This window comes from Pimelobacter simplex (assembly GCF_024662235.1).
GTDB lineage: Bacteria > Actinomycetota > Actinomycetes > Propionibacteriales > Nocardioidaceae > Nocardioides.
On record NZ_CP096276.1, the window covers coordinates 4,386,429 to 4,405,870 of the forward strand.

At 72.4% G+C, this 19,442-nt stretch carries 17 protein-coding genes; 5 read left to right on the plus strand and 12 right to left on the minus strand.

From position 1 onward, the window contains the following. Nucleotides 1-7: 7 nt before the first annotated feature. The 10 genes from M0M48_RS21550 to M0M48_RS21595 all read right to left on the minus strand — a co-directional run bounded on the left by M0M48_RS21550 (nt 8) and on the right by M0M48_RS21595 (nt 11,206). A complete protein-coding gene (locus M0M48_RS21550) occupies nt 8-3,355 on the minus strand; it encodes a molybdopterin cofactor-binding domain-containing protein (RefSeq protein ID WP_257752693.1) in 3,348 nt (1,115 codons plus the stop codon). Then, nucleotides 3,352-3,819 (minus strand): (2Fe-2S)-binding protein, encoded by a 468-nt coding sequence (locus M0M48_RS21555; RefSeq protein WP_215812566.1) that lies wholly within the window; start codon nt 3,817-3,819, stop codon nt 3,352-3,354. The genes M0M48_RS21550 and M0M48_RS21555 overlap by 4 nt, the downstream gene beginning before the upstream one ends. Then, on the minus strand, nt 3,812-4,447 hold the full coding sequence (locus M0M48_RS21560) for a cysteine hydrolase family protein (RefSeq protein WP_082003825.1): 636 nt from the start codon (nt 4,445-4,447) through the stop codon (nt 3,812-3,814). Before M0M48_RS21560 ends, M0M48_RS21555 begins: the two co-directional genes overlap by 8 nt. Next, nucleotides 4,437-5,831 carry a dihydroorotase gene (locus tag M0M48_RS21565; RefSeq protein ID WP_252372597.1) on the minus strand — a complete coding sequence of 465 codons (1,395 nt, stop codon included), beginning with the start codon at nt 5,829-5,831 and terminating at the stop codon, nt 4,437-4,439. Before M0M48_RS21565 ends, M0M48_RS21560 begins: the two co-directional genes overlap by 11 nt. Before the next feature lie 217 nt (nt 5,832-6,048). After that, nucleotides 6,049-6,414: a HepT-like ribonuclease domain-containing protein gene (locus M0M48_RS21570; protein ID WP_257752694.1), complete on the minus strand. Its 366-nt coding sequence runs from the start codon at nt 6,412-6,414 to the stop codon at nt 6,049-6,051. Next, entirely contained in the window at nt 6,411-6,854 is a 444-nt protein-coding gene (locus tag M0M48_RS21575) for an XRE family transcriptional regulator (RefSeq protein WP_257752695.1), read from the minus strand. The genes M0M48_RS21570 and M0M48_RS21575 overlap by 4 nt, the downstream gene beginning before the upstream one ends. Nucleotides 6,855-6,913: 59 nt before the next feature. Continuing rightward, nucleotides 6,914-8,158, minus strand: coding sequence for a M20/M25/M40 family metallo-hydrolase (locus tag M0M48_RS21580; protein ID WP_257752696.1), 1,245 nt, complete (start codon nt 8,156-8,158; stop codon nt 6,914-6,916). Continuing rightward, entirely contained in the window at nt 8,122-9,330 is a 1,209-nt protein-coding gene (locus M0M48_RS21585) for a Dabb family protein (protein WP_257752697.1), read from the minus strand. The genes M0M48_RS21580 and M0M48_RS21585 overlap by 37 nt, the downstream gene beginning before the upstream one ends. A gap of 11 nt (nt 9,331-9,341) precedes the next feature. Beyond that, nucleotides 9,342-9,866 carry an aromatic-ring-hydroxylating dioxygenase subunit beta gene (locus tag M0M48_RS21590; RefSeq protein ID WP_215812560.1) on the minus strand — a complete coding sequence of 175 codons (525 nt, stop codon included), beginning with the start codon at nt 9,864-9,866 and terminating at the stop codon, nt 9,342-9,344. Next, a complete protein-coding gene (locus tag M0M48_RS21595; RefSeq protein ID WP_215812559.1) occupies nt 9,863-11,206 on the minus strand; it encodes an aromatic ring-hydroxylating oxygenase subunit alpha in 1,344 nt (447 codons plus the stop codon). Before M0M48_RS21595 ends, M0M48_RS21590 begins: the two co-directional genes overlap by 4 nt. A gap of 203 nt (nt 11,207-11,409) precedes the next feature. Between M0M48_RS21595 and fdxA the strand changes: the two genes are divergently transcribed. The 3 genes from fdxA (at nt 11,410) to M0M48_RS21610 (ending at nt 13,563) form a co-directional block, all read left to right on the plus strand. Next, nucleotides 11,410-11,709, plus strand: coding sequence for a ferredoxin (gene fdxA, locus M0M48_RS21600; RefSeq protein ID WP_215812558.1), 300 nt, complete (start codon nt 11,410-11,412; stop codon nt 11,707-11,709). After that, on the plus strand, nt 11,706-12,707 hold the full coding sequence (locus M0M48_RS21605; protein WP_257752698.1) for an NAD(P)/FAD-dependent oxidoreductase: 1,002 nt from the start codon (nt 11,706-11,708) through the stop codon (nt 12,705-12,707). The genes fdxA and M0M48_RS21605 overlap by 4 nt, the downstream gene beginning before the upstream one ends. Before the next feature lie 91 nt (nt 12,708-12,798). Next, nucleotides 12,799-13,563, plus strand: coding sequence for an IclR family transcriptional regulator (locus tag M0M48_RS21610; RefSeq protein WP_215812556.1), 765 nt, complete (start codon nt 12,799-12,801; stop codon nt 13,561-13,563). A 67-nt stretch (nt 13,564-13,630) separates the two neighbouring features. On the opposite strand, the gene M0M48_RS21615 is transcribed toward M0M48_RS21610, so the two are convergent. Continuing rightward, complete coding sequence (locus M0M48_RS21615; protein WP_257752699.1) at nt 13,631-14,776, minus strand: acyl-CoA dehydrogenase family protein; 1,146 nt, start codon at nt 14,774-14,776, stop codon at nt 13,631-13,633. A gap of 151 nt (nt 14,777-14,927) precedes the next feature. Between M0M48_RS21615 and M0M48_RS21620 the strand changes: the two genes are divergently transcribed. Continuing rightward, nucleotides 14,928-15,938, plus strand: coding sequence for a Calx-beta domain-containing protein (locus tag M0M48_RS21620; protein ID WP_257752700.1), 1,011 nt, complete (start codon nt 14,928-14,930; stop codon nt 15,936-15,938). Between the two features lie 11 nt (nt 15,939-15,949). Here M0M48_RS21620 and M0M48_RS21625 read toward each other — a convergent pair whose 3' ends face one another. Continuing rightward, entirely contained in the window at nt 15,950-16,489 is a 540-nt protein-coding gene (locus M0M48_RS21625) for a hypothetical protein (protein WP_257752701.1), read from the minus strand. A gap of 118 nt (nt 16,490-16,607) precedes the next feature. Between M0M48_RS21625 and M0M48_RS21630 the strand changes: the two genes are divergently transcribed. Then, on the plus strand, nt 16,608-19,400 hold the full coding sequence (locus tag M0M48_RS21630) for an ATP-binding protein (RefSeq protein WP_257752702.1): 2,793 nt from the start codon (nt 16,608-16,610) through the stop codon (nt 19,398-19,400). Nucleotides 19,401-19,442: the final 42 nt, after the last annotated feature.

Sequence of the window (19,442 nt, forward strand, 5' to 3'; positions counted from 1 at the left end):
CCACTCCTCATCTCACGTTCTGGCCGAGCAGCTGCTCGGTTGCTTGTCGGGCCAGGCCGATGGCGGCGTCGAGCTTCCATCGGTTCCCCGGCAGGGGGTGGGCCTCCCAGGAGAGGTCCTGGTCGAGCACCGCGGCCACCGAGTCGGCCGTCGGGACGGTCCCGGCCAGCGCACGCCCGAGCCGTGGCGGCTGCCAGGGTTTGGGGGCGAGCCCGCCGAAGACGTAGCGCGCGGTGGTCCAGCGGCCGTCGGCCCCGGGGCTCGCGCACGCGGCGAGCGAGACGAGCGCGAAGTCGCCGTCCCACTGCTGGAGCTTGAGGAAGGTGCCCCGCGCCGCCAGGGCGGACGCCGGCAGCACGACCGCCTCGACCAGCTCGCCGGGACGCAGGTCGAGCTCGCCCGGACCGGCGTACAGACCGGTGATCGAGACGCGGCGGCTGCCGTCGGGGCCGGTGACCACGACGGTCGCCTCCAGCGCGTCGAAGACGGTGGCGAGGTCCGAGGGCGTGACCGCCTGGCAGCGGTGGCCGCCGATCGCGGCGTGGTGCAGGCGGTGGTCGCCCTCGACGGCGTAGCAGGGGCAGCTGACGCCGCCGCGCTTGTAGCAGTCGAAGCCGTTGCGGAAGAACCAGCAGCGCTTCTCCTGGCCGAGGTTGCCCGCGACCGTCGCCACCTCGCGGATCTGGGCGGAGGCGATGGTCGCGACCGCGTCGGCCACCATCGGCACCCGGTCGGCCGCCCAGGCGGCCAGCTCGGCGAGCGTCACCGCGGCACCGATCCGCCAGTCCCCACCGGGCTCCTCGTCGATGCCGCGCAGGGCGGCGATCTTGCCGGTACCGACGAGCACGGTCGGGAAGAGCAGCTCCTGGTCGCGCTGCACCAGGACGTCGGTGCCGCCGCCGATCGCCGTCGCGTCGGGCGAGGCCAGCTCGGCCACGGCCTCCGCGACCGTGGTGGGGAGTGCGATCCGCTCGACCGGTCGCGGCGTACGGCGGCGCGCGAAGCGCGTCCCCCAGCGGTCGAGCAGCAGGTGGATGCCGTAGGGGTAGAGCGCGCGGAAGAGCCCGATCTGCCAGCGCGACGGGCGCCGCGCGAGGTGGTGGCGCCGTGCGGCGGCGCCGTCCTTCTCGCGCAGCGCGGCCAGGACGACGTCGGGCGTCAGCGGCAGCTCGCGGAAGCGGATGCCGGTCGCGTCGTAGACGGCGTTGAGGAGCGCGGGGGCGGCCGGGATGAGCGCGATCTCCCCGACGCTCTTGGCGTTGAAGGGACCGGCGGGCTCGGGGCCCTCGACCAGGCCGACGTCGATCGACGGCACCGTCGTGGCCCGCGGCAGCGGGTAGTGGACGTAGCCGGCGTTGACCAGGCGACCGCCCTCGTAGTGGAGCTTCTCCCCCAGCGCCGCACCCAGGCCCTGCACGGCACCGCCGATGATCTGGCCCTCGACCAGCGCCGGGTTGATCGCCTTGCCGATGTCGTGGATCGCCGCGTAGTTGAGCACGCTGATGACACCGGTACCGGGGTCGACCTCGACCTCGATCGCGTGCGCCGCGTAGGCATAGGTCGCCGAGATGTTCGGCCGCTCGATGCCCGTCCAGTAGGGCTGCATCTTGGGCTCGACGTACTCGGTGTCGATGCGCAGAGCGCCGTCGACGAGGTTCTCGATCGGGATGCTGTCGGTCGCGGACGCGACCGTCCCGTTGCGCAGGGTCACGTCGTCGGCGCCCAGCTTGGCCGCGCCGAGCTCGCACAGCCGCTCGGCCATCGCCTCCGCCGTCTGGCGTACGGCGTGCCCGCCCATGTGCGTGCCGCGCGAGGACCACGCGCCCATGTCGGGCGGGGTCTCGTCCCAGTCGGACATGATCACGCTGACCCGGTCCATCGGTACGCCGAGCACGTCGGCCGCGATCTGCCCCAAGATCGTGCGCTGACCGGTGCCCGCGTCGGCACCGCCGAAGCGGACGACGACCTCGCCGGTGGTGCGGACCTCGACGCCGGCCGCGCTCGTGTTGCCGCCCGGGTAGGCGTAGGAGCCGCTGGCGTGCATGCCCGACGAGACGCCGACACCCCGGTAGGGACGGCGTTCCGGGCCGCGCTTGGCGTCCCAGCCGATCCGGTCGCGGACCTCGGCGAGGCACTCGCGCAGCCGGTTGGAGCCGACCTGGGAGCCGGAGAGCTGCGTGGTGTCGGGCAGGCCGGAGTTGCGGATCCGGAACTCGATGGGGTCCTGGCCGCACTGCTCGGCGAGCTCGTCCATGAGCGTCTCGAGGCCGATCGCCGTCTGCGGCTGGCCGTAGCCGCGGAACTGGCCGCCGGGCACGAGGTTGGTGTCGACGAGGCGGGCGTCCCAGCGCACCGCATCGGGGCGGTACATCGAGCCGAGCTGCTTGATGCCGGCCCGCATCACCGAGGGGCCGTAGTGGTTGTAGGCACCGTTGTCGACGTCGATGACGGCGTCGAGGAAGCAGAGCCGGCCGTCGGCGTCGGCGTGCGCGTCGAGCCGGGTGGTGAAGGCGTGGCGCGGCTTGGTGAAGGCGAACTCGTCGGCCCGGCTGAGCTCGAGCAGCACCGGGCGGCCGCACTTCATCGAGAGCGCGGCGGCGAGCGCCTCGTGCTCGGAGATCTTGGACTTGGAGCCGAAGCCGCCGCCCACGGCGACGTCGCGGCAGACGACCTGGTCGAGCTCGAGGCCGAAGAGGTTGGCCAGCTCGTGGACGACGAAGTGCGGCGCCTGGCTGGAGGTCCACATCTCCAGGCGCTCGTCGTGCCACCACGCGATGCTCGTGTTGGGCTCCATGCACGCGTGGTTGACGCGCGGGTAGCGGAACGTGCCGCCCGCGGTGAACGCGGCGTTGGTCCGGGCGAGGTCGACGTCGCCCCAGTGCTCGGCGGTCGCCACGGCGACGTTGGGCGCGTCCGCGCGCTGGTGCAGCTGGGGGGCGCCGGGGGCGAGCGCGTCGGGGACGGTCAGCACGGCCTTGCGCCGGCGGTAGCGGACGCGGATCGCGCGGAGGGCCTCGTCGGCCGCCTCGGCGGTCTCGGCGGCGACGGCGGCGACCTCGTGGCCGACGTACAGGACCCGGTCGACGGCCATCGGCGGCCGGTCGGAGTAGGGGCCGCCGCTGTGCTCGTAGAGCCGGTCCTCGGGGAAGTCGGCGGCGGTGACGACGGCGTGGACGCCGGGCACGCGCAGCGCGGCGGAGACGTCGAGCCGCTTGATGTCGGCGTGCGGCAGCGGGGAGCGCAGGACCCGGGCGACGAGCGTGCCCGGGGGCGGCTCGTCGGCGGCGTAGCGCGCGGTGCCGGAGGTCTTCTCCTCCCAGTCCAGGGGGCGAACGGACTGCCCGATGGCGTTCATCGCGCGGCCTCCCTGGAGCAGTGCCTGGTCTGCGCGACGGCGCAGACGGCATCGACGATCTGGCGGTAGCCGGTGCAGCGGCAGACGTTGCCCGACATCTCGCGGACGATCTCGTCGCGGCTGCGCTCGACCGACTCGCGGAGCACGGCCTCGGCGCGGACCACCTGGCCGGGCGTGCAGAAGCCGCACTGGAAGGCGGCATGGTCGGCGAACGCCGCGCGGAGGTCCGCCGCGTCGTCGCCGAGCCCGGCGGCCGTGGTCACCTCGTCGGTGACCAGCGCCGCCAGGGTCGTGCAGGCCAGCACGGCCCGGTCACCGACCAGGACCGTGCAGGCTCCGCACTCGCCGCGCCGGCAGGCGCCCTTCGCGGCGAAGTTCCCGGAGGCCCGGAGGACGTCGAGCAACGTCTCCCCGGGCGCCCCGGCCGGGACGACGTCGCCGTCGACCCGGAGGTCCTCAGCCATCGAGGGCGGCGGTCAACCCAGGAAGGTCGGTGACGACGCCGTGGAAGCGCTCGATGCTCGCCAGGGTCGCGGCGTGCGCGGCGTCGTCGGAGTCGGCCACGCACTCGGCGGGGACGACGACGTCGAAGTCCCGGGCGTAGGCGTCGCGGATGGTGGAGTCCACGCAGAAGCTGGTCGTCGTACCGAGCACGACCAGGACCTGCACGTCCTTCATCCGGAGCTCGACCTCGAGCGTGGTCTGGAAGAAGGCGCTCGACCGGTGCTTGACGACGACCTCGTCGCGGTCCTCCTTGATCGCCTTCATCTCGTCGAGCAGCTCGGCGTCCCAGGTGCCGCGGCGGCACAGCTCGAGCTTGACGCCCCGGCGCTCCAGGTGCGACGGGATCCGGCGCCGGCTGCGCAGCACGTCGTCGTCGTAGTGGACCTGCTGGGTGAACCACACCGGGATGTCCAGGCGGTGCGCCAGGTCGATCGTCTTGGTGACGTTCGGGATGATGTCCTGCGGGTTCTTGACCGCATCGGCACCGAACGCCTGGCCTCGCGACCCCTCGGGGTGGCAGAAGCCGTTCTGCATGTCGACGACGAGCAGACCCACGTCCCGCGGGTCGAGCTTCACGCTAAGCGGCATGCCAGTTCCTCTCCTTGTCCTTGTCGGGTTCCGGCTTCACGACCACCTGGCCGCTGCCGGGCTGGGCCAGCACCTCGCCGTCCCGGTAGATCACGTCACCGCGGCGCATCGTCAGCGTCGGCCAGCCGCGCAGCGGCACGCCCTCGAAGGCGCTGACGAACTCGCTCTGGGTGACATCGGGACCGACGACCTTCTCGGTCTCCATGTCGACGATCACGAGGTCGGCGTCGGCGCCGACCTGGATCGAGCCCTTGGTCGGCGCGAGGCCGAACAGGCGGGCGGGGTTGTAGGCCATCGTCTCGGCGACCTTCTCGATCGCGATCCGGCCCTTGAGCACGCCCTCGGTGAGGACGACGGGCAGCATGGTGGCGAGACCGGCGAAGCCGGGCGCCTCCTCCCAGATGCCCTTGCCGGACTTGGGGATCGGCACGTGGTCGGAGCCGATGGTCGAGATCCAGCCCTCGCGCAGACCGCGCCAGAGCTCGGCCTGGTGCTCGCTGTTGCGCAGCGCCGGGGCGACCTTGCCGACACCGGAGCCGGCGAGACGCGCGTCGTCCGCGGTCAGCGCCAGGTAGTGCGGGCAGGTCTCCAGCACGACGGTGCGGCCCTTGCGGCGCGACTCGGCGGCCGCGTCGACGGCCATGCCCACGGTCGTGTGCGGCACGTAGAGCGAGCACTCCTGGAGATCGGCGAGCCAGATCGCGCGGAGCAGGTCCTGCTCCTCGACGAAGTCGGGACGCGAGGCGCTGTAGGCCGCCAGGTCGTCGCCGCCGGCCTCCTTGACCTTGGCGGTCAGGTGGCAGACCAGCGAGTCGTCCTCGCAGTGCACCATGCACCAGCCGTAGGGGCCGAGCTCGCGGATCTTCTCCATCGCGGCGTAGAGCACGGCGTCGTTGACCGACACCAGGCCGATGGGGTTACCGGGCTCGTAGCCGCCCATGTAGAACTTGAAGCTCGTCACGCCGAACTCCTCGGCGTAGCGGGGGATCTCCTCCACCTGCTCCATCGACGAGATGATGAAGTGGAACTGGGTGTCCACCAGCATGCGGGTCTTCGCGGTCTCGAGCTCGGCCGGGAAGGTGTCGAAGAAGGTCGACGGCGAGCGGCGGTACTGCAGCACGGTGGTGATGCCACCGACCGCGGCGCAGGCGGTCTCGGAGGCGAAGATCTCGGACAGCGGGCGTCCGCCGCCCAGGTGCACGTGCGGGTCGACCAGACCCGGCAGGACGTACCTGCCCTGGGCGTCGATCCGCTCGTCGGCCTCGGGGAGCACGCTCTCGTCGGCGACCGCGACGATGCGGCCGTCCTTGACCGCGACCGCCGCGTCGAACACGCCGCTCGGGCTGACGATCCGCCCGTTGGCGACGATGGTGTCCACGCGCATCTGACCTCCAGTTCCCGCTCTCGTCGAAGAGCGCAACCTCGCCTCGTAGACGCACTGGCAGGAGATCTCGGGTGGCTGTCGGCCGCACACCCGGCGCGCAGTGCGTCAGGGCTGTAATCGACTCCCCGGCAGGGAGGCGATGCCGTCGTCGACGACTCTAGTGAGCCGGCACACACACGTCAAGCATGCGTGATGACGTCTTGTAATGCGATATGTGTCAGGTTGCGTCTTCGCCGAGCGCGGGCAGCACCGTGTCGACCAGGTAGCCGCGCAGAGCAGGCACGTCGGACGTCAAGGTCCGCCAGACCCGGCGCGGATCGAGGTCGTCGTACTGGTGCGCGGCGAAGTTGCGCATCGCGATCATCAGCCGCCACGGCTGACCGGGGAAGCGCTCCAGGATGTCGTCCGGGATCCGGTGGACCGCCTCGCCGATCCGGACCAACCCCATCTCCACCGCCCACTGGGTTCGCACGTCCTCCGCGAAGGCCCCCGCCTCCGACGGGGCGAGCTCCGCAAGTACGTCGCACACCCGGACGACGCGGGCAGCCGCATCACGTGCCTTGGCGACACCGTCACTGCTCACACCGCGACCGCTTCGGCGAACAGTCGCGAGCGAAGCGGCTCACGGAGCCCATCGGCGGCGATCACGTCGACCGGCACCTGGAGGAGGTCGGTCAACGCCAGCCGGAGGCCGACCTCGTCGAGCAGGCTCGCCTCGTCGGTGAAGTCGACGAGCAGGTCGACGTCGGAGCCCGGCTGGTCCTCACCGCGCGCCACCGAGCCCACCAACCGCGGTGCCGTGGCGTGGTGTGCCGCGACGATCGCCCGGATGGATGCGCGATGCCAGTCGACCCGAGCCGACGGACGGCCCAGGAGGGCACGACGGAGCCGCTCCTCGACCTCGGGGCTGGGGACTCGCCGACCGTTCTCGTAGGCCGACAGGTTGGGCTGCGGGACGCGGGCAGCGGCGGCCAGCTCGGCCTGGGTCAGCCCCGCCGCGCGCCGTTCGGCCCTGATGTCCACGCGTCGATCGTAGCCGGATATATCGACCTCGATAAGGGAGACGGGCACGGCGCCGGTGCTCAGTGGTGGTGCTCGTGGTCGTGCCGGGCCCGCGGCGGCCGCTGGTGCGGGTGGTGGTCACCCGCGAGGAGGGCCGTGTAGAGCTCCCGATAGCGCTCCAGCTCGGCCAGGTCCACGACGTCGCGCCGCGGATCGGAGGACGATCGTACGCTCTGCGGGCCGACCCGGACGGTGTCGATCCCGTGCTCGCGCAGCACGACCCCGTCGGTCGAGCCGGTCCAGCCGGTGATCGGTGCCGGCGGCTCGCCGAAGACGTGCTCCCACGCGTCCTGAGCCGCCCGTACGACGGGCGCGCGGGCCTCGGTCGCCTGGGCACCGTGCAGCCACTCGACCTCGACCGCGCAGCCGCAGCCGGCCAGCGGGGTCGCCGCCAGCAGGGCGTGCAGGCACGCGGTGAGCTCGGTGGCCAGCCGCGACGGGCGCTCACCGGGCACCGTGACGACGTACAGGTCGAGGAGGAGCTCGGCGGGCAGCAGGTCCGGCTTGTCCGGCCAGCCGGCGCGCAGAGCCCCCACACCGACCTGGGCGCCGACCTGACCGACCGGCGCGCGGCTGGAGAGGTAGCGCTCGCGCCATTTGTCCACCGCGTCGAGGACGACGCCCGCGTGCCGCAGCACGCCGCCCGGCGGTGTCGCCGAGTCGGGCGCGAGCGCGGCGCCGGAGGTGCCGGTCACCCGGACCTGGAGGTACGCCGCGCCGGGTTCCTCCCAGAGCAGCCCGCGCGGGCCGCCCTTGGCCACGATCGCGGAAGGGATCTCGGGGGCGTCGGCGAGGAAGGCGCGGACGCCCTCACCCCGTCCGCCGCGCCGGTGCGTGCCACCGCCGGCCAGCAGGAGCGTGCCCCTGCCGGCGGCGACGAAGGCTGCCACCGCGGCCGCCGCCGGCGCTCGGGCCACGCCGAGCCCGAACCCCTCGGCCGTGCCGTCGACGATCCGGAGTGGACCGACCGGGTCGTCGCGGCCCGTGACGAGGGGATCGGAGATCCCGTCCCCGTCGAGGGAGGTGTCGAGGTGCGAGTAGAGCAGCGGCCCCGGCCCGGCGTACGCGACCAGGTTGGCGCCCTCGGCGCCGTAGGGCTGCACGGTCCAGGTGATCGCGGGCCACCGCTCACCGCACCACTGCGCCAGCGCCGTGGCCGCGAGTCGCTCGCGGCCACGGGGCGCCGGCGTCTGGTCGAGCACGCCCAGGAGCTCGACCAGGGTGTCGCTCAGAAGCGTCCCCAGTCGTCCGAGGCCGGCCGCCACACGTCGATGTTGCGCGGGTCGGCGGGCATCTTCCGGGCCCGGTGCGTCTCGTGCTCCTCCGGGGTGAACACCCGGTGGCTGTCACAGAGCTCGAAGCGCGGACCGAACTTGGTGTCGTGCAGGTAGAACGCGATGGACGTCGACGCCGAGTGGTTGACGATGTCCGACGCGATCGGTGCACCCTTGTAGAGGGCGCGGGCGCGCATCCGCATGACGTGGTCGAGGCTCTTCATCGCGAAGCAGAGGTGCGCGACGTAGTGCTCGTCGTTCTTCTGGATCGCGAGGCTGTGGTGGTAGCGGTCCTCGCAGCGCAGGAACGTCGCCGAGCCGACGATGTGGTCGGACGGGATGAAGCCCAGCACGTTGATGTAGAAGTCCAGCATCTCCTCGTACTTGGTGGTCGCGAGGAAGGGGTGGACCAGGTCGAGCGGGCGGATCTCGATGCTCGGCGGCTCGGCGTACTCCTGGAACTCGGTGAAGAGCTCGACGAGCAGACCCTCGGGGTCGGCGAGCGCGAAGCCGTTGTCGCACAGCGCCTGCTGGCGCTCCTGGAGCGGGAGGATCTCCTGGCCCGCGGCGATCGCGCGCTGCTTGATCTCCTCGAGCACCTCCTCGCTCTCGACGCTGAAGCCGACCGCGGTGGTCCAGCCGTCGGTGCGCTCGGGGGCGCTGATCAGCTCGATCGCGTGGTGCTCGATGTCAGCCCGGAGGTAGGCGTACTCGTCGGTCTGCTGCTCCAGCTGGAGCCCGACGTGATACTGCAGGAAGTCGATCGTCGCCTGCATGTCCGGAACCTCGATGCGGGCGTACTCCATGCCGAACGGCCCGCGTGGACGCTGCGTCACGCGTCCCTCCCTTCCCGCGTCGCCCTCGGGGCTCGCGAACTCGTAGGCGACGATCGCCTGGTCGGCGATCACCGGCCGCCACTTCTCGCGCACGAAGGTCTCGTGCGACTCACTGTTGAGGTAGGCGAGCAGGTCCTGCTCGTCGGGGAACTCGACCGACATCCCGTGGGTATAGGTCTGGTCCCGGCTGCTGATGTTCTCCCCCATCGACCAGTGCCGCATCGCGGGATAGCGCTCGGGGAAGGTCTCCAGCTCCGCGAGGATCGCCTGCCGGGTCCCCGCGGGGACCTCGTCGGCGAACCGGAAGAGCAGGGTGTGTCGGATCATCGGCGCGTCTCCTAGAGGATGAAGCTCAGGCGGGCGCCGACCGGCAGCGCCTCGTGACCGAGGATCGTCCGGCGCAGGCGGTACTTGAGGCCCTCGTCCGTCGGGACGACGACGTGCTCGTACCAGCCGACGTAGGTGTCGAACTGCCCGTCGCGGGCGCGGTGGACGACGAACGACGCACGGATGCGCAGGGTGCCGTCCTCCTCACCCGGGAAGAGCCGGACGTTCGAGACCAGGCGGTGGGTGCGCGAGTGCGGGTTCTCCGCGTGCGCCTTGCGCGACTTGAGCCGCTTGACCCGGGCCTTGATGAGGTCGTAGTCGTCATCGACGAACGAGCCGCCGGTGTGGAGCGACCAGCCGCGGTAGTCGGTGGTCGGCACCTCGTAGCGCGCGCCCTCCTCGAAGAGCGCGAACCAGCCGTCGTAGTTCCACGAGTCGAGGATGTCGGCCTCCTCGTAGAGGAAGTCCTCGACCTGGCCGCGGGTGATGGTGCGGCCGGCGACCTCGATCGAGCCGCGCACGTCAGCCTGCGTCATCGCACGTCCCTCCCCTCGAGGAAGCTCTCCGGGCGGTTGCCCGTGACCTGGAGGCCGCCGTCGACGACCTTCTCCCACTCACGCCAGAAGCCGCGCATGGCGCCCTCGTCGATCGAGCGGCCCTGCTCGCCCTTGACCTCGTCGCGCATGCCGCGCGACATGTCGCTGTAGTCGAGCTCGCCGGCACCCTTGGTCGCCTCGATGCCGCGCTGGACGGCCTCGTACGCCTCGATGTCGTCGGGGGTGGCCAGACCGCCGGGTCCGACGAAGCTGACCACGGTCTTCATGCGCAGCGCGCGGGACTCGGGGTCCTCCTCGCGCGGCACGAGCTGCCAGGCGCGGACGTCGGTGTGCCCCGGCGCGACCGGCTCGAGCTGGCGGATGGAGAGGCCCTCGATGTCGAAGAGCAGCAGGTTCGGGAAGACGAAGAGGATGTGGCTCTCGTCGGCGATGTAGTGCGCCCGCTCCTCCCCGAGCCGCTCGACCATCTCGGCGCGGTGCTCCTCGGTGCGGACCTTCTCGGCCTCGCCGAAGCGCGGCTCCCAGATCATGCTGATCCGGCCGCCGTGGCCGGTCAGCACCAGCAGGGAGTGCCCGTTGCCCAGGTTGTAGGCGAACTGGTTGTCGTCGGTGACCGCGAAGCCGGACTCGCGCAGGTAGCCCACGAACGTGTTGTGGGTCGGCGAGAAGTGATAGCCGTCCATCGCGTTCTCGACGGCGAGCTTCCAGTTGCCGCGCACGCTGTAGAGCTGGACGCCGGGCAGCGTGGTCACGCCGGAGGCGTGCTGCTGCTCGATCATCGTCATGTAGTCGGCGGCGTCGCCGAGGTGCTCCAGCAGCGGCGGCACGTCGGGGTTGAACGAGATGAAGACGTAGCCCTCGTGGATCTCGAGGCGGGGCACCGAGCGCAGCATCATGTTCTTCTGCAGGGACTCGATGTCCTCGTACGCGCCGTCGTCCGGGATCGCCGCCACGGTGCCGTCGTTGTTGAACGTCCAGGCGTGGTAGAAGCACTGGAAGCGCTTCTGCGAGCCCTCGTTCTCCCGGCACAGGACGGTGCCGCGGTGGGGGCAGGAGTTGAGCCAGGCCCGCACCTCGCCGTCCGCGTCGCGGCAGAAGATCAGCGGCCGGCCGGCGATCGTCCGGACCTTGAAGTCGTTGGCGTTCGGGATCTCCGTCTCGTGCCCGAGGTAGAGCCAGGTCCGCAGCCAGATGTTGACCCGCTCTCGCGCGAACATCTCAGGAGAGCGGTACGCCTCCCGATTCACGCGGAACGTGAGCTCGTCCCAGTCCTCGACGAGCATGGGACCTGCCGCTCGCTCGGACGCTTCGCTTGGCATGCCGTCGCTCCTTCACCCTCATCACGTTGAGTCACTATCGCGAGATGCCATCTCGCGATGCGACATAGCCTCGCCCACCCCGCAGGGACTGTCAAGGGGTCGTCGCAAAGCCATGACGGGTTGACGCCGACGCCCTTCTGGGTTCATTGTCGTGTCTTGTAATAAGAGACGCTATCTCGGCCTGCATAACGAACGGAGTCGCCGTGCCCTACGTGATCACTGGTTCCTGTATCGACGTGATGGACCGGTCCTGCGTGGAGGAATGTCCCGTCGACTGCATCTACGAGGGCGACCGGATGCTGTACATCCAGCCCGACGAGTGCGTCGAGTGCGCGCGCTGCGAGCCGGTGTGCCCCCAGATCTCGATCTACCACCACGACGACCTGCCCGACGAGTCGAAGGACTACGAGCGGATCAACGCCGAGTTCTTCACCGACCTCGGCTCCCCCGGCGGTGCCCGCAAGGTCGGCCGCACCGGCGCGGACCACCCGGACGTCGCATGAGCGCCACGTCCCCCGCCCCGGTCGCGGGCGCGACCCACGAGGTCGACCTGCTCATCGTCGGCGCCGGCCCGACCGGCCTGTACGCCACCTACTACGCGGGCTTCCGCGAGCTGAAGGTCGCGCTGCTCGACGCGCTGCCCGAGGTGGGCGGCCAGATCGCCGCGCTCTACCCCGAGAAGGCGCTGTACGACGTCGCCGGCTTCCCGGCCGTGCGCGGCCAGGAGCTGGTCGACGCGCTGCACGCGCAGGCCCGCTCGGCCGACCCGCTGCTGCTGCTCGGCCGCACCGCGGTCGGCCTCGTCGAGCACGAGGACGGCGTCGAGGTCACCACCGACACCGGCGAGACGGTCCGCGCGGGCGCGGTCCTCATCACCGCCGGCATCGGCAGCTTCACGCCGCGCGAGCTGCCCGTCGGCTCGGAGTACCTCGATCGCGGGCTGCGCTACTTCGTGCCCCGCCTGGCCGAGCTCGCCGACCAGGACGTGCTCGTCGTCGGCGGCGGCGACTCCGCCCTCGACTGGGCCCTCGGCCTGGAGTCGATCGCGCGCAGCGTCACGCTGGTCCACCGCCGACCGCAGTTCCGTGCGCACGAGCGCAGCGTCGCACAGCTGCAGGAGTCGAGCGTCGAGGTCCTCACGCCGTACGAGGTCGCGAAGGTGTCCGGCGAGGAGGTCATCGAGGAGGTCGTCATCGAGACCCGCGACGGCGAGAGCCGCACCCTCACGGTGCAGGCCGTCGTCGCCGCCCTCGGCTTCATCGCCGACCTGGGCCCGATCGACGACTGGGGTCTGGAGCAGGAGAAGCGCCACATCCTGGTCGACCGCACCATGCGGACCAACCGGCAGCGGGTCTTCGCAGCCGGCGACCTCGCCCACTACGAGGGCAAGGTCAAGCTGATCTCGATCGGCTTCGGCGAGGCCGCCCTCGCCGTGAACCACATCACCGCGCTGGTCCGGCCCGGATCAGCGCTCACGCCGGGGCATTCGTCCGACCTCTGACGACACGGGGGCCGCGCCGACCGAACCGGATCGGCGCGGCGCCCACCCCGTGCGATACTCCGTCGAGCCCGTGCCCCGATTCGAGGTCCCATTGACTGCCAGCAAGAGCCCCAAGCGCGAGACGAGCGAGACCGCTCCCACCATCCAGACGGTGGAGCGGGCCGCGGTCGTCCTCGGCTCGTTCACGGTCGCCAAGCCCTACCTGAGCCTCAACGAGCTCACCGCATCGCTCGGCACCAGCAAGGCGACCGCGCACCGCTACACCAAGGCGCTGCGCGCTGCGCACCTCCTCCGGTACGACGAGCGCACCGCCCTCTACTCGCTCGGCCCCCAGGTGCTGACGCTCGCCGCGTCCGCCCGGGCCGGACTGCCCATCGTCGCGGCGGCCGAGCCCTACATGGAGTCGCTGCTGCACGAGGTCGACGAGACCGTCGTCCTCTCGGTGTGGGACGGCGAGACCGCCACCGTGGTCCGCTCGGTCGACAACACCGACCACATCATCCGGATCGGCGTCCGCTCCGGCGCCCGGCTCGACCTCACCGACTCCGCGCAGGGCCGGGTGTTCTGCTCGTTCCTGCCCCCGGACCAGGTGCCCGGTCTCAAGTCGATCCTGCGCCGCGCGCCCGAGCTGGGCGAGGAGTTCGAGAACATCCGCGAGCTCGGTCTCTCGCTCAACTCCCCCGACATCAACGGCGTGCGCACCATCGCGGCGCCGATCTTCGAGGGCGGCACCATCGTCGCGTCGATGGCGATCGTCGGCACCGCCGTCACCGTCTCGGCCGATGTCGACAGCCCGATGGCGCGGGCCCTGCTGCGCACCACGCGCGACCTGTCCGAGGGTCTCGGCGGTCACTGAGCACCACCCCTGACGACGCGAACCCCCGACGCCCGCTGGGCGCCGGGGGTTCGTGCGTTCGGGGGACTCAGAGGCCGAGGTCGCGGCCGATGAGCTCCTTCATGATCTCGTTGGAGCCGGCCCAGATCTTGGTGACCCGGGCGTCGCGCCAGGCGCGGGCCACGCGGTACTCGTTCATGAAGCCGTAGCCGCCGTGCAGCTGGACGCAGTGGTCGAGCACCTCGCCCTGGACCTGCGAGGAGTACCACTTGGCCTTGGCCGCGTCGATCGCGGTGAGCCGCTTCTCCGAGTGCGCGAGCACGCACTTGTCGATGTAGGCCTCGGCGACCTCGATCCGGGTGACCAGGTCGGCCAGCAGGAACTTGTTGTGCTGGAAGGTGCCGATCGGGGCGCCGAACGCCTGGCGCTCCTTGGCGTACTGGATCGTCTCCTCGAGGATCTGCTTGGCGTGCGCGACGTTGGCGACCGCGCAGCCGAGCCGCTCCTGGGGGAGCTTCTGCATCATGTGGATGAAGCCCATGTTGAGCTCGCCGATGATCTCGGCGTCGGTGACCCGGACGTTCTCGAAGAACAGCTCGGCCGTGTCGGACTCCTCCATGCCGACCTTGTCGAGCTTGCGGCCGCGGGAGAAGCCCTCCTGGGTCGCCTCGATGCCGAAGAGCGTGATGCCCTTGGGGCCCTTCTCGGGGTCGGTGCGCACGGCGGTGACGAAGAGGTCGCCGGAGTAGCCGTTGGTGATGAAGGTCTTGGAGCCGTTGATGACCCACGCGTCGCCGTCGCGCACCGCGGTGGTCTTGAGCGCGGCGAGGTCGGAGCCGCCGGAGGGCTCGGTCATGCCGATGCCCAGCAGGATCTCGCCCGAGGCGACGCCGGGGAGCCAGCGCTGCTTCTGCTCCTCGGTGCCCAGCTCGACGATGTATGGCGCCGTGATGTCGGCGTGGATGCCGTGGCAGGTCGGGTACGCCGCACCGACCTTGGCGAGCTCCTCCTGCAGGACGGCGTTGAACCGGAAGTCACCGGCCTCGGCGCCGCCGTACTGCTCGGGGACCTCGAGACCGAGCAGGCCCTGCTTGCCGGCCTCGATCCAGAACTCGCGGGGCAGCGCCTTGGCGGCGATGTGCTCCTCGGTGTGCGGCAGGACCGAGCGGTCCACGAACTCCTTGACGGACGCCCGGAATGCCTCGTGGTCCTCGTCGTAGATATCGCGCTTCATGTCCCGGACTCTACTCGCGAGTCACATGGCCGGTCGTTGTCCCCGAGCACAACAATCGGGGGGCGATCGTTGGTCCCGGAGCACGGTGCGCGGCAAGGATTGGGGGCCGACCCTGACGCGCCCCGGCCGCGCCGTTCGTAGCGTGCCGGACATGTCTCGATCTCGCTGGTTCCGCCCTGCCCTGGTGCTCCTGACCGCCGCCGCGCTCCTCCCGGCCACCCCGGCGCTCGCCGCCGCGGCCGCACCGAAGCCGGTCGCGTCGGCCGCCCCGGTGAGCGTCGCGGAGGGTGCCGGTCAGGCGGTGGTCGTGGTGCGCCTGACCAAGAAGGCGCGCAGCAACGTGGCGATCTCGTGGGCGACCGTGGCGGGCAGCGCGCGGGCCGGCAGCGACTTCCGCGCGGCCCGCGGCAAGGTCGTGGTGAAGAAGGGCCGCAAGGTCGCCCGGATCACCGTCCGGCTGGTCGACGACCGGGTCGCCGAGCCGACCGAGAGCTTCACCGTCGCGCTCCGCAGCCGGGCCGCGAAGATCCGCACCCCGCGGGTCGCCGTACGGATCACCGACGACGACAGCAGCCCGGTCCGCTTCCCGCAGACCATCACCGGGACGGTCTCGGGCCGGACCAAGACGGCCGTCTACCCCGGCGGCACCGTGCCCGACTCGCTGCACGTGGAGTGGAGCGGCACGATCACCTACGTCTTCCAGAAGAACGACCCGGTGCTCGGGACGCCGTGGCGCGACCAGCAGGTGCACTATGTCGTCCAGTCGGCCTCGATCAGCTGGACGGCGAGCGGCACCTGCACCGGCGCCGGCACCCTCACGGGGAGCCAGCTCACCGGCGACTTCACCGTCGACGACAGCGCCACCGGCCCCGGGCACGACGTCGACCCGCGCTACTGGGACTACGCCATCTACCTCGCGCCCCTCACCGGCACCGGCAACATGCCGGTCACCTGCGGGCCCAACCCGGGCAATGCCGCGGGCCGCGTGGGACAGGGCGGCAACGGGGGCGCGCTGGTCTACAACGGCTACGCCACGCCCGACCAGCCGGACCGGCTGCGCTACTCCACCGACCGCTACACGTACGCCGGCACGGCGAACCCGCCGGCGCTGACCTACGACAACACCTGGAACCTGACCGGCAGCGGGGTGGCGGCGTACTGACGCCCGATCCGTCAGCCGGCCGAGACCAGCTCTCCGCAGCCGCAGGCCGCCTGCACCTCGGCGTACAGGTCGGTGCCCTGCTGGCCCCACAGACCGTTGACCACGAGCGCGGTCGGGCCCGCGACCAGCGCCTGCTTGTCGTCGTACAGGTTGTCCTGGGCGTAGGCCCGGGCCGCCTCCGGCGTGGGCATCTCGACCCAGATGATGGTCTGCGAGAGCGCGGGCAGCCCGATGCCGACCGCGTCCTGGTCGCCGTAGCAGTCGAGCTGGCGGAAGTCGACCTGCCCGGGTGCGCCGGTCTCGTTGGTGCCCCACTTGATGATCGCGCACGACGGGTTGTCGCTGGTGAGGTCGGCGGCCGCGGTCTCGACGACGGCGAAGTCGAGGCGGGCTGCGGGGTCCGCCGCGACGCTGGCCGGCTCGGTCGGCGTGGTGGTCGCCGTGGTCGCGGTGGTGGTCGGCGTGGTGGACGGGGCGGAGTCACCACGGTCGTCACCACCGTCGTCGGACGAGGAGCAGGCCGCCGTCGCGAGGAGAAGGAGGCTGGTCATGAGCAAGGGTGCGGCCGTACGGCGCAGGGCAGTCACGCCCCCATCCAGCCAGCCCCGGCGAGGTGACCGCATCAGGGAACGACCCCAATCCTCGGCCGGCCCGCACTACGCTGCCTCCGTGGCCAGCGGTCGACTCGTCGAGAGGGAGGCCAGCCTCGCTCAGGCCGGCGCCGCCCTCGACCGCCTGCGCGCCGGGACCGGCGGAGCGCTCTGCCTGCTCGGGCCCGCCGGGGTCGGGAAGACCGCGCTGCTCACGTCCGTCCTGACCGGTGCCGACACCGGGGCCGGCGGCCTGCGAGTGCTGCGGGCGACGGCCGGCGAGCTCGAGACCCACACGCCGTACGGCGTCGTGCGGCACCTCTTCGGCCGGGCGCTGGCCGGGCTCGACCCGGCCGCCCTCGACGGCCTGGGCGGGATCGCGCACGGCGCGGCCCGGGCCGCCGTCGACCTCGTGCTGCACCGCGGGGAGCCGGTCGACGACCCCTCGATGATGCTCAACAGCCTCTACTGGCTGCTCGACGGGCTCGCCGCCGACGGTCCGCTGGTGCTCGCGGTCGACGACGCGCACTGGGCGGACGAGGCGTCCCTGCTGTTCTGCCAGCACCTGCTCAACCGGGCGGGCGAGCTGCCGGTGCTGCTCGTGGTCGCGGCCCGCGACATCCTGCCCGAGCGCCGGAGCCCGGCGCTGGCGGCACTCGTCGCCGGCGCCTCCCGGCTCGACCTCGCGCCGCTGAGCGTCGCCGGGGTGCGCTCCTGCCTGGCCCAGCTGGGCCACGACGAGATCAGCGACGAGCTCGTCGCGGCGTGCGCCGACGTCAGCGGCGGGAACCCGTTCCTGGTCACCGCGCTCGCCGACCTGCTGGGGACGACGGACGTCCGCTCGCTCGTCCCCCGCACCGTCGTCGACACCGTCGTGCAGCGCCTCACCGCCCTCGGTACGGCGGAGCAGGCGCTCGCCCGCGCGGTGGCGACCCTCGAGTCCGCACCCCTGCGCATCGCCGCCGGCCTGGCGGACCTGAGCCCCGAGCGGGCCGGCATCGCCGCCGACCGGCTGCGCGACGCCGGGCTGCTCTCGACCGACCGGCCCCTGGAGTTCCGCCACGCCCTGCTGCGCAGCGCCGTCGCCGCCGCGACCGGGGCCGCGACCCGCGACGACCTGCACCGGCGCGCCGCCCGCGCCCTCGCAGACGAGCCGGACGGCCTGCACCTGGCCGCCGGCCACCTCCTGGAGGCCGAGGGCGTCGGGGACCCGTGGGCGGCGAACCTGCTGCACACGGCGGCCCGCGCGGCCCTCGCCGACGGAGCGCCCCAGGCGGCGGCCGACCTGCTCCGGCGCGCGATCGCCGAGCCGCCGCCGGCCGCGGACCTCCCCGAGCTGCTGGTCGAGCTGGGCACCGCCGAGCTGCGGGCCGGCGACCCGGCGTCGGTGAGCACCCTGGAGCGCGCGGGCCGCGGCGTGACCGACCCGGTGCTGCGGGCGCAGTGTGCGATCGGGCTCGCCGCGGCGTACCACGTCGGCGGGTTCTACGAGCGCTCCGTGCCCATCCTCAGCGACGCGCTCGCCGGCCTCGGGCCCGAGCACGGCGACCTGACCCTCGTCGTCGAGGCCGAGCTCGTCGCGGCCGCGCTCTCGGCGCCGGGCCGGGTCGACGAGGCGCGCACCCGGCTCGCCCGCCACGGCCACCTCGCCGGTACGACGCCCGGGGAGCGGCTGCTCCTCATCCACCAGGCCTCCGTGGCCAACGCGACCGAGGCGCCGATCTCCGTGGCCGGCGACCTGGCCCGGCGCGCGATCGGCGACGGCGCGACGCCCGAGCAGGTGACGAACCCGTTCGCCTGGACCCTCGCCCGGATCCACCTCGCCTGCGCCGGCGAGTACGACGCGGTCGCCGTCCTCTGCGCCCAGGGCCTCGACCTCGCCGCCCGGTCCGGCTCCGTCCCGCTCTACGCCGCCGCCTCGGTCACCCGCGGCTGGGCACACCTGTGGGCCGGGCGGATCGACGACGGCGGCACCGACTTCGCCGAGGCACTGCGCCACGCCGAGGTCGTCCCCGGCGGGCAGCTGCTCCGCCTCATGGCCTCGGCCGGCCTCGCCGAGGCGCTGCTCGCCCAGGGCCGGCTGGCCGAGGCCGTCGCCGCGCTCGACCACGTGCCCGACGACGTCGCCGAGGACCGCAACCACGCCACCGGCATCCACCTGCTCCGCGCCCGCGGCCTGGTCCGCGCCGCCACCGGCGACCACGCCGGCGCACTCGCCGCGCTGGACACCTGCGGCGAGCGGCTCGCCGCCCTCGCCATGGACTCCCCCACCTGGTGCGCCTGGCGTCCCGCCGCCGTCGAGAGCCTGTGGGCCCTCGGCCGGGTCGACGAGGCCCGCACCCTCGCCGCCGTCGAGCTCGCCTGCGCCGAGGCCAAGGACGCCGCCGCCGTGCTCGGCCAGGCGCTGCGGATCTCCGGCGAGGTCGCCGACGACACCGAGGCCGGGCTCGCCCTGCTCGCACGCTCGGTCGCCGTCCTCGACGGCTCCGAGGCCCGGCTCCAGGAGGCGCGCTCCCGGGTCGCGCTCGGCGCCGCGCTGCGTCGTACGGGGCGCCGGGTCGAGGGCCGCGACGAGCTGCGGCGCGGCCGCGAGCTCGCCCACCGGCTCGGCGCCGTACCCCTGGCGGAGCGGGCGGCGACCGAGCTCGCCCTCGCCGGCGGCCGGGCCGGCCGGATCGAGCTGACCGGCGTCGCCGCCCTGACCTCCGCCGAGCGCCGGGTCTGCGCGCTCGCCGCGACCGGGCTGCGCAACCGCGACATCGCGCAGCGCCTCTTCGTCAGCACCAAGACCGTCGAGGTGCACCTCTCCCGGGCCTACCGCAAGCTCGGCGTCGGCCGCGACGGGCTCGGGGCGCTGCTCGCCGAGGCCTGAGCCCGGCGGGCGTTCGGGTTCGTTCGGGCTCGGTTTCCTGCC

Bases quoted from the DNA above. Each gene is read 5' to 3' on its own strand.
- M0M48_RS21550 (WP_257752693.1), bottom strand. From the start codon at position 3,355: ATGAACGCCATCGGGCAGTCCGTTCGCCCCCTGGACTGGGAGGAGAAG.
- M0M48_RS21555 (WP_215812566.1), bottom strand. From the start codon at position 3,819: ATGGCTGAGGACCTCCGGGTCGACGGCGACGTCGTCCCGGCCGGGGCG.
- M0M48_RS21560 (WP_082003825.1), bottom strand. From the start codon at position 4,447: ATGCCGCTTAGCGTGAAGCTCGACCCGCGGGACGTGGGTCTGCTCGTC.
- M0M48_RS21565 (WP_252372597.1), bottom strand. From the start codon at position 5,831: ATGCGCGTGGACACCATCGTCGCCAACGGGCGGATCGTCAGCCCGAGC.
- M0M48_RS21585 (WP_257752697.1), bottom strand. From the start codon at position 9,330: ATGATCCGACACACCCTGCTCTTCCGGTTCGCCGACGAGGTCCCCGCG.
- M0M48_RS21590 (WP_215812560.1), bottom strand. From the start codon at position 9,866: ATGACGCAGGCTGACGTGCGCGGCTCGATCGAGGTCGCCGGCCGCACC.
- M0M48_RS21595 (WP_215812559.1), bottom strand. From the start codon at position 11,206: ATGCCAAGCGAAGCGTCCGAGCGAGCGGCAGGTCCCATGCTCGTCGAG.
- M0M48_RS21605 (WP_257752698.1), top strand. From the start codon at position 11,706: ATGAGCGCCACGTCCCCCGCCCCGGTCGCGGGCGCGACCCACGAGGTC.
- M0M48_RS21615 (WP_257752699.1), bottom strand. From the start codon at position 14,776: ATGAAGCGCGATATCTACGACGAGGACCACGAGGCATTCCGGGCGTCC.
- M0M48_RS21620 (WP_257752700.1), top strand. From the start codon at position 14,928: ATGTCTCGATCTCGCTGGTTCCGCCCTGCCCTGGTGCTCCTGACCGCC.
- M0M48_RS21625 (WP_257752701.1), bottom strand. From the start codon at position 16,489: ATGACCAGCCTCCTTCTCCTCGCGACGGCGGCCTGCTCCTCGTCCGAC.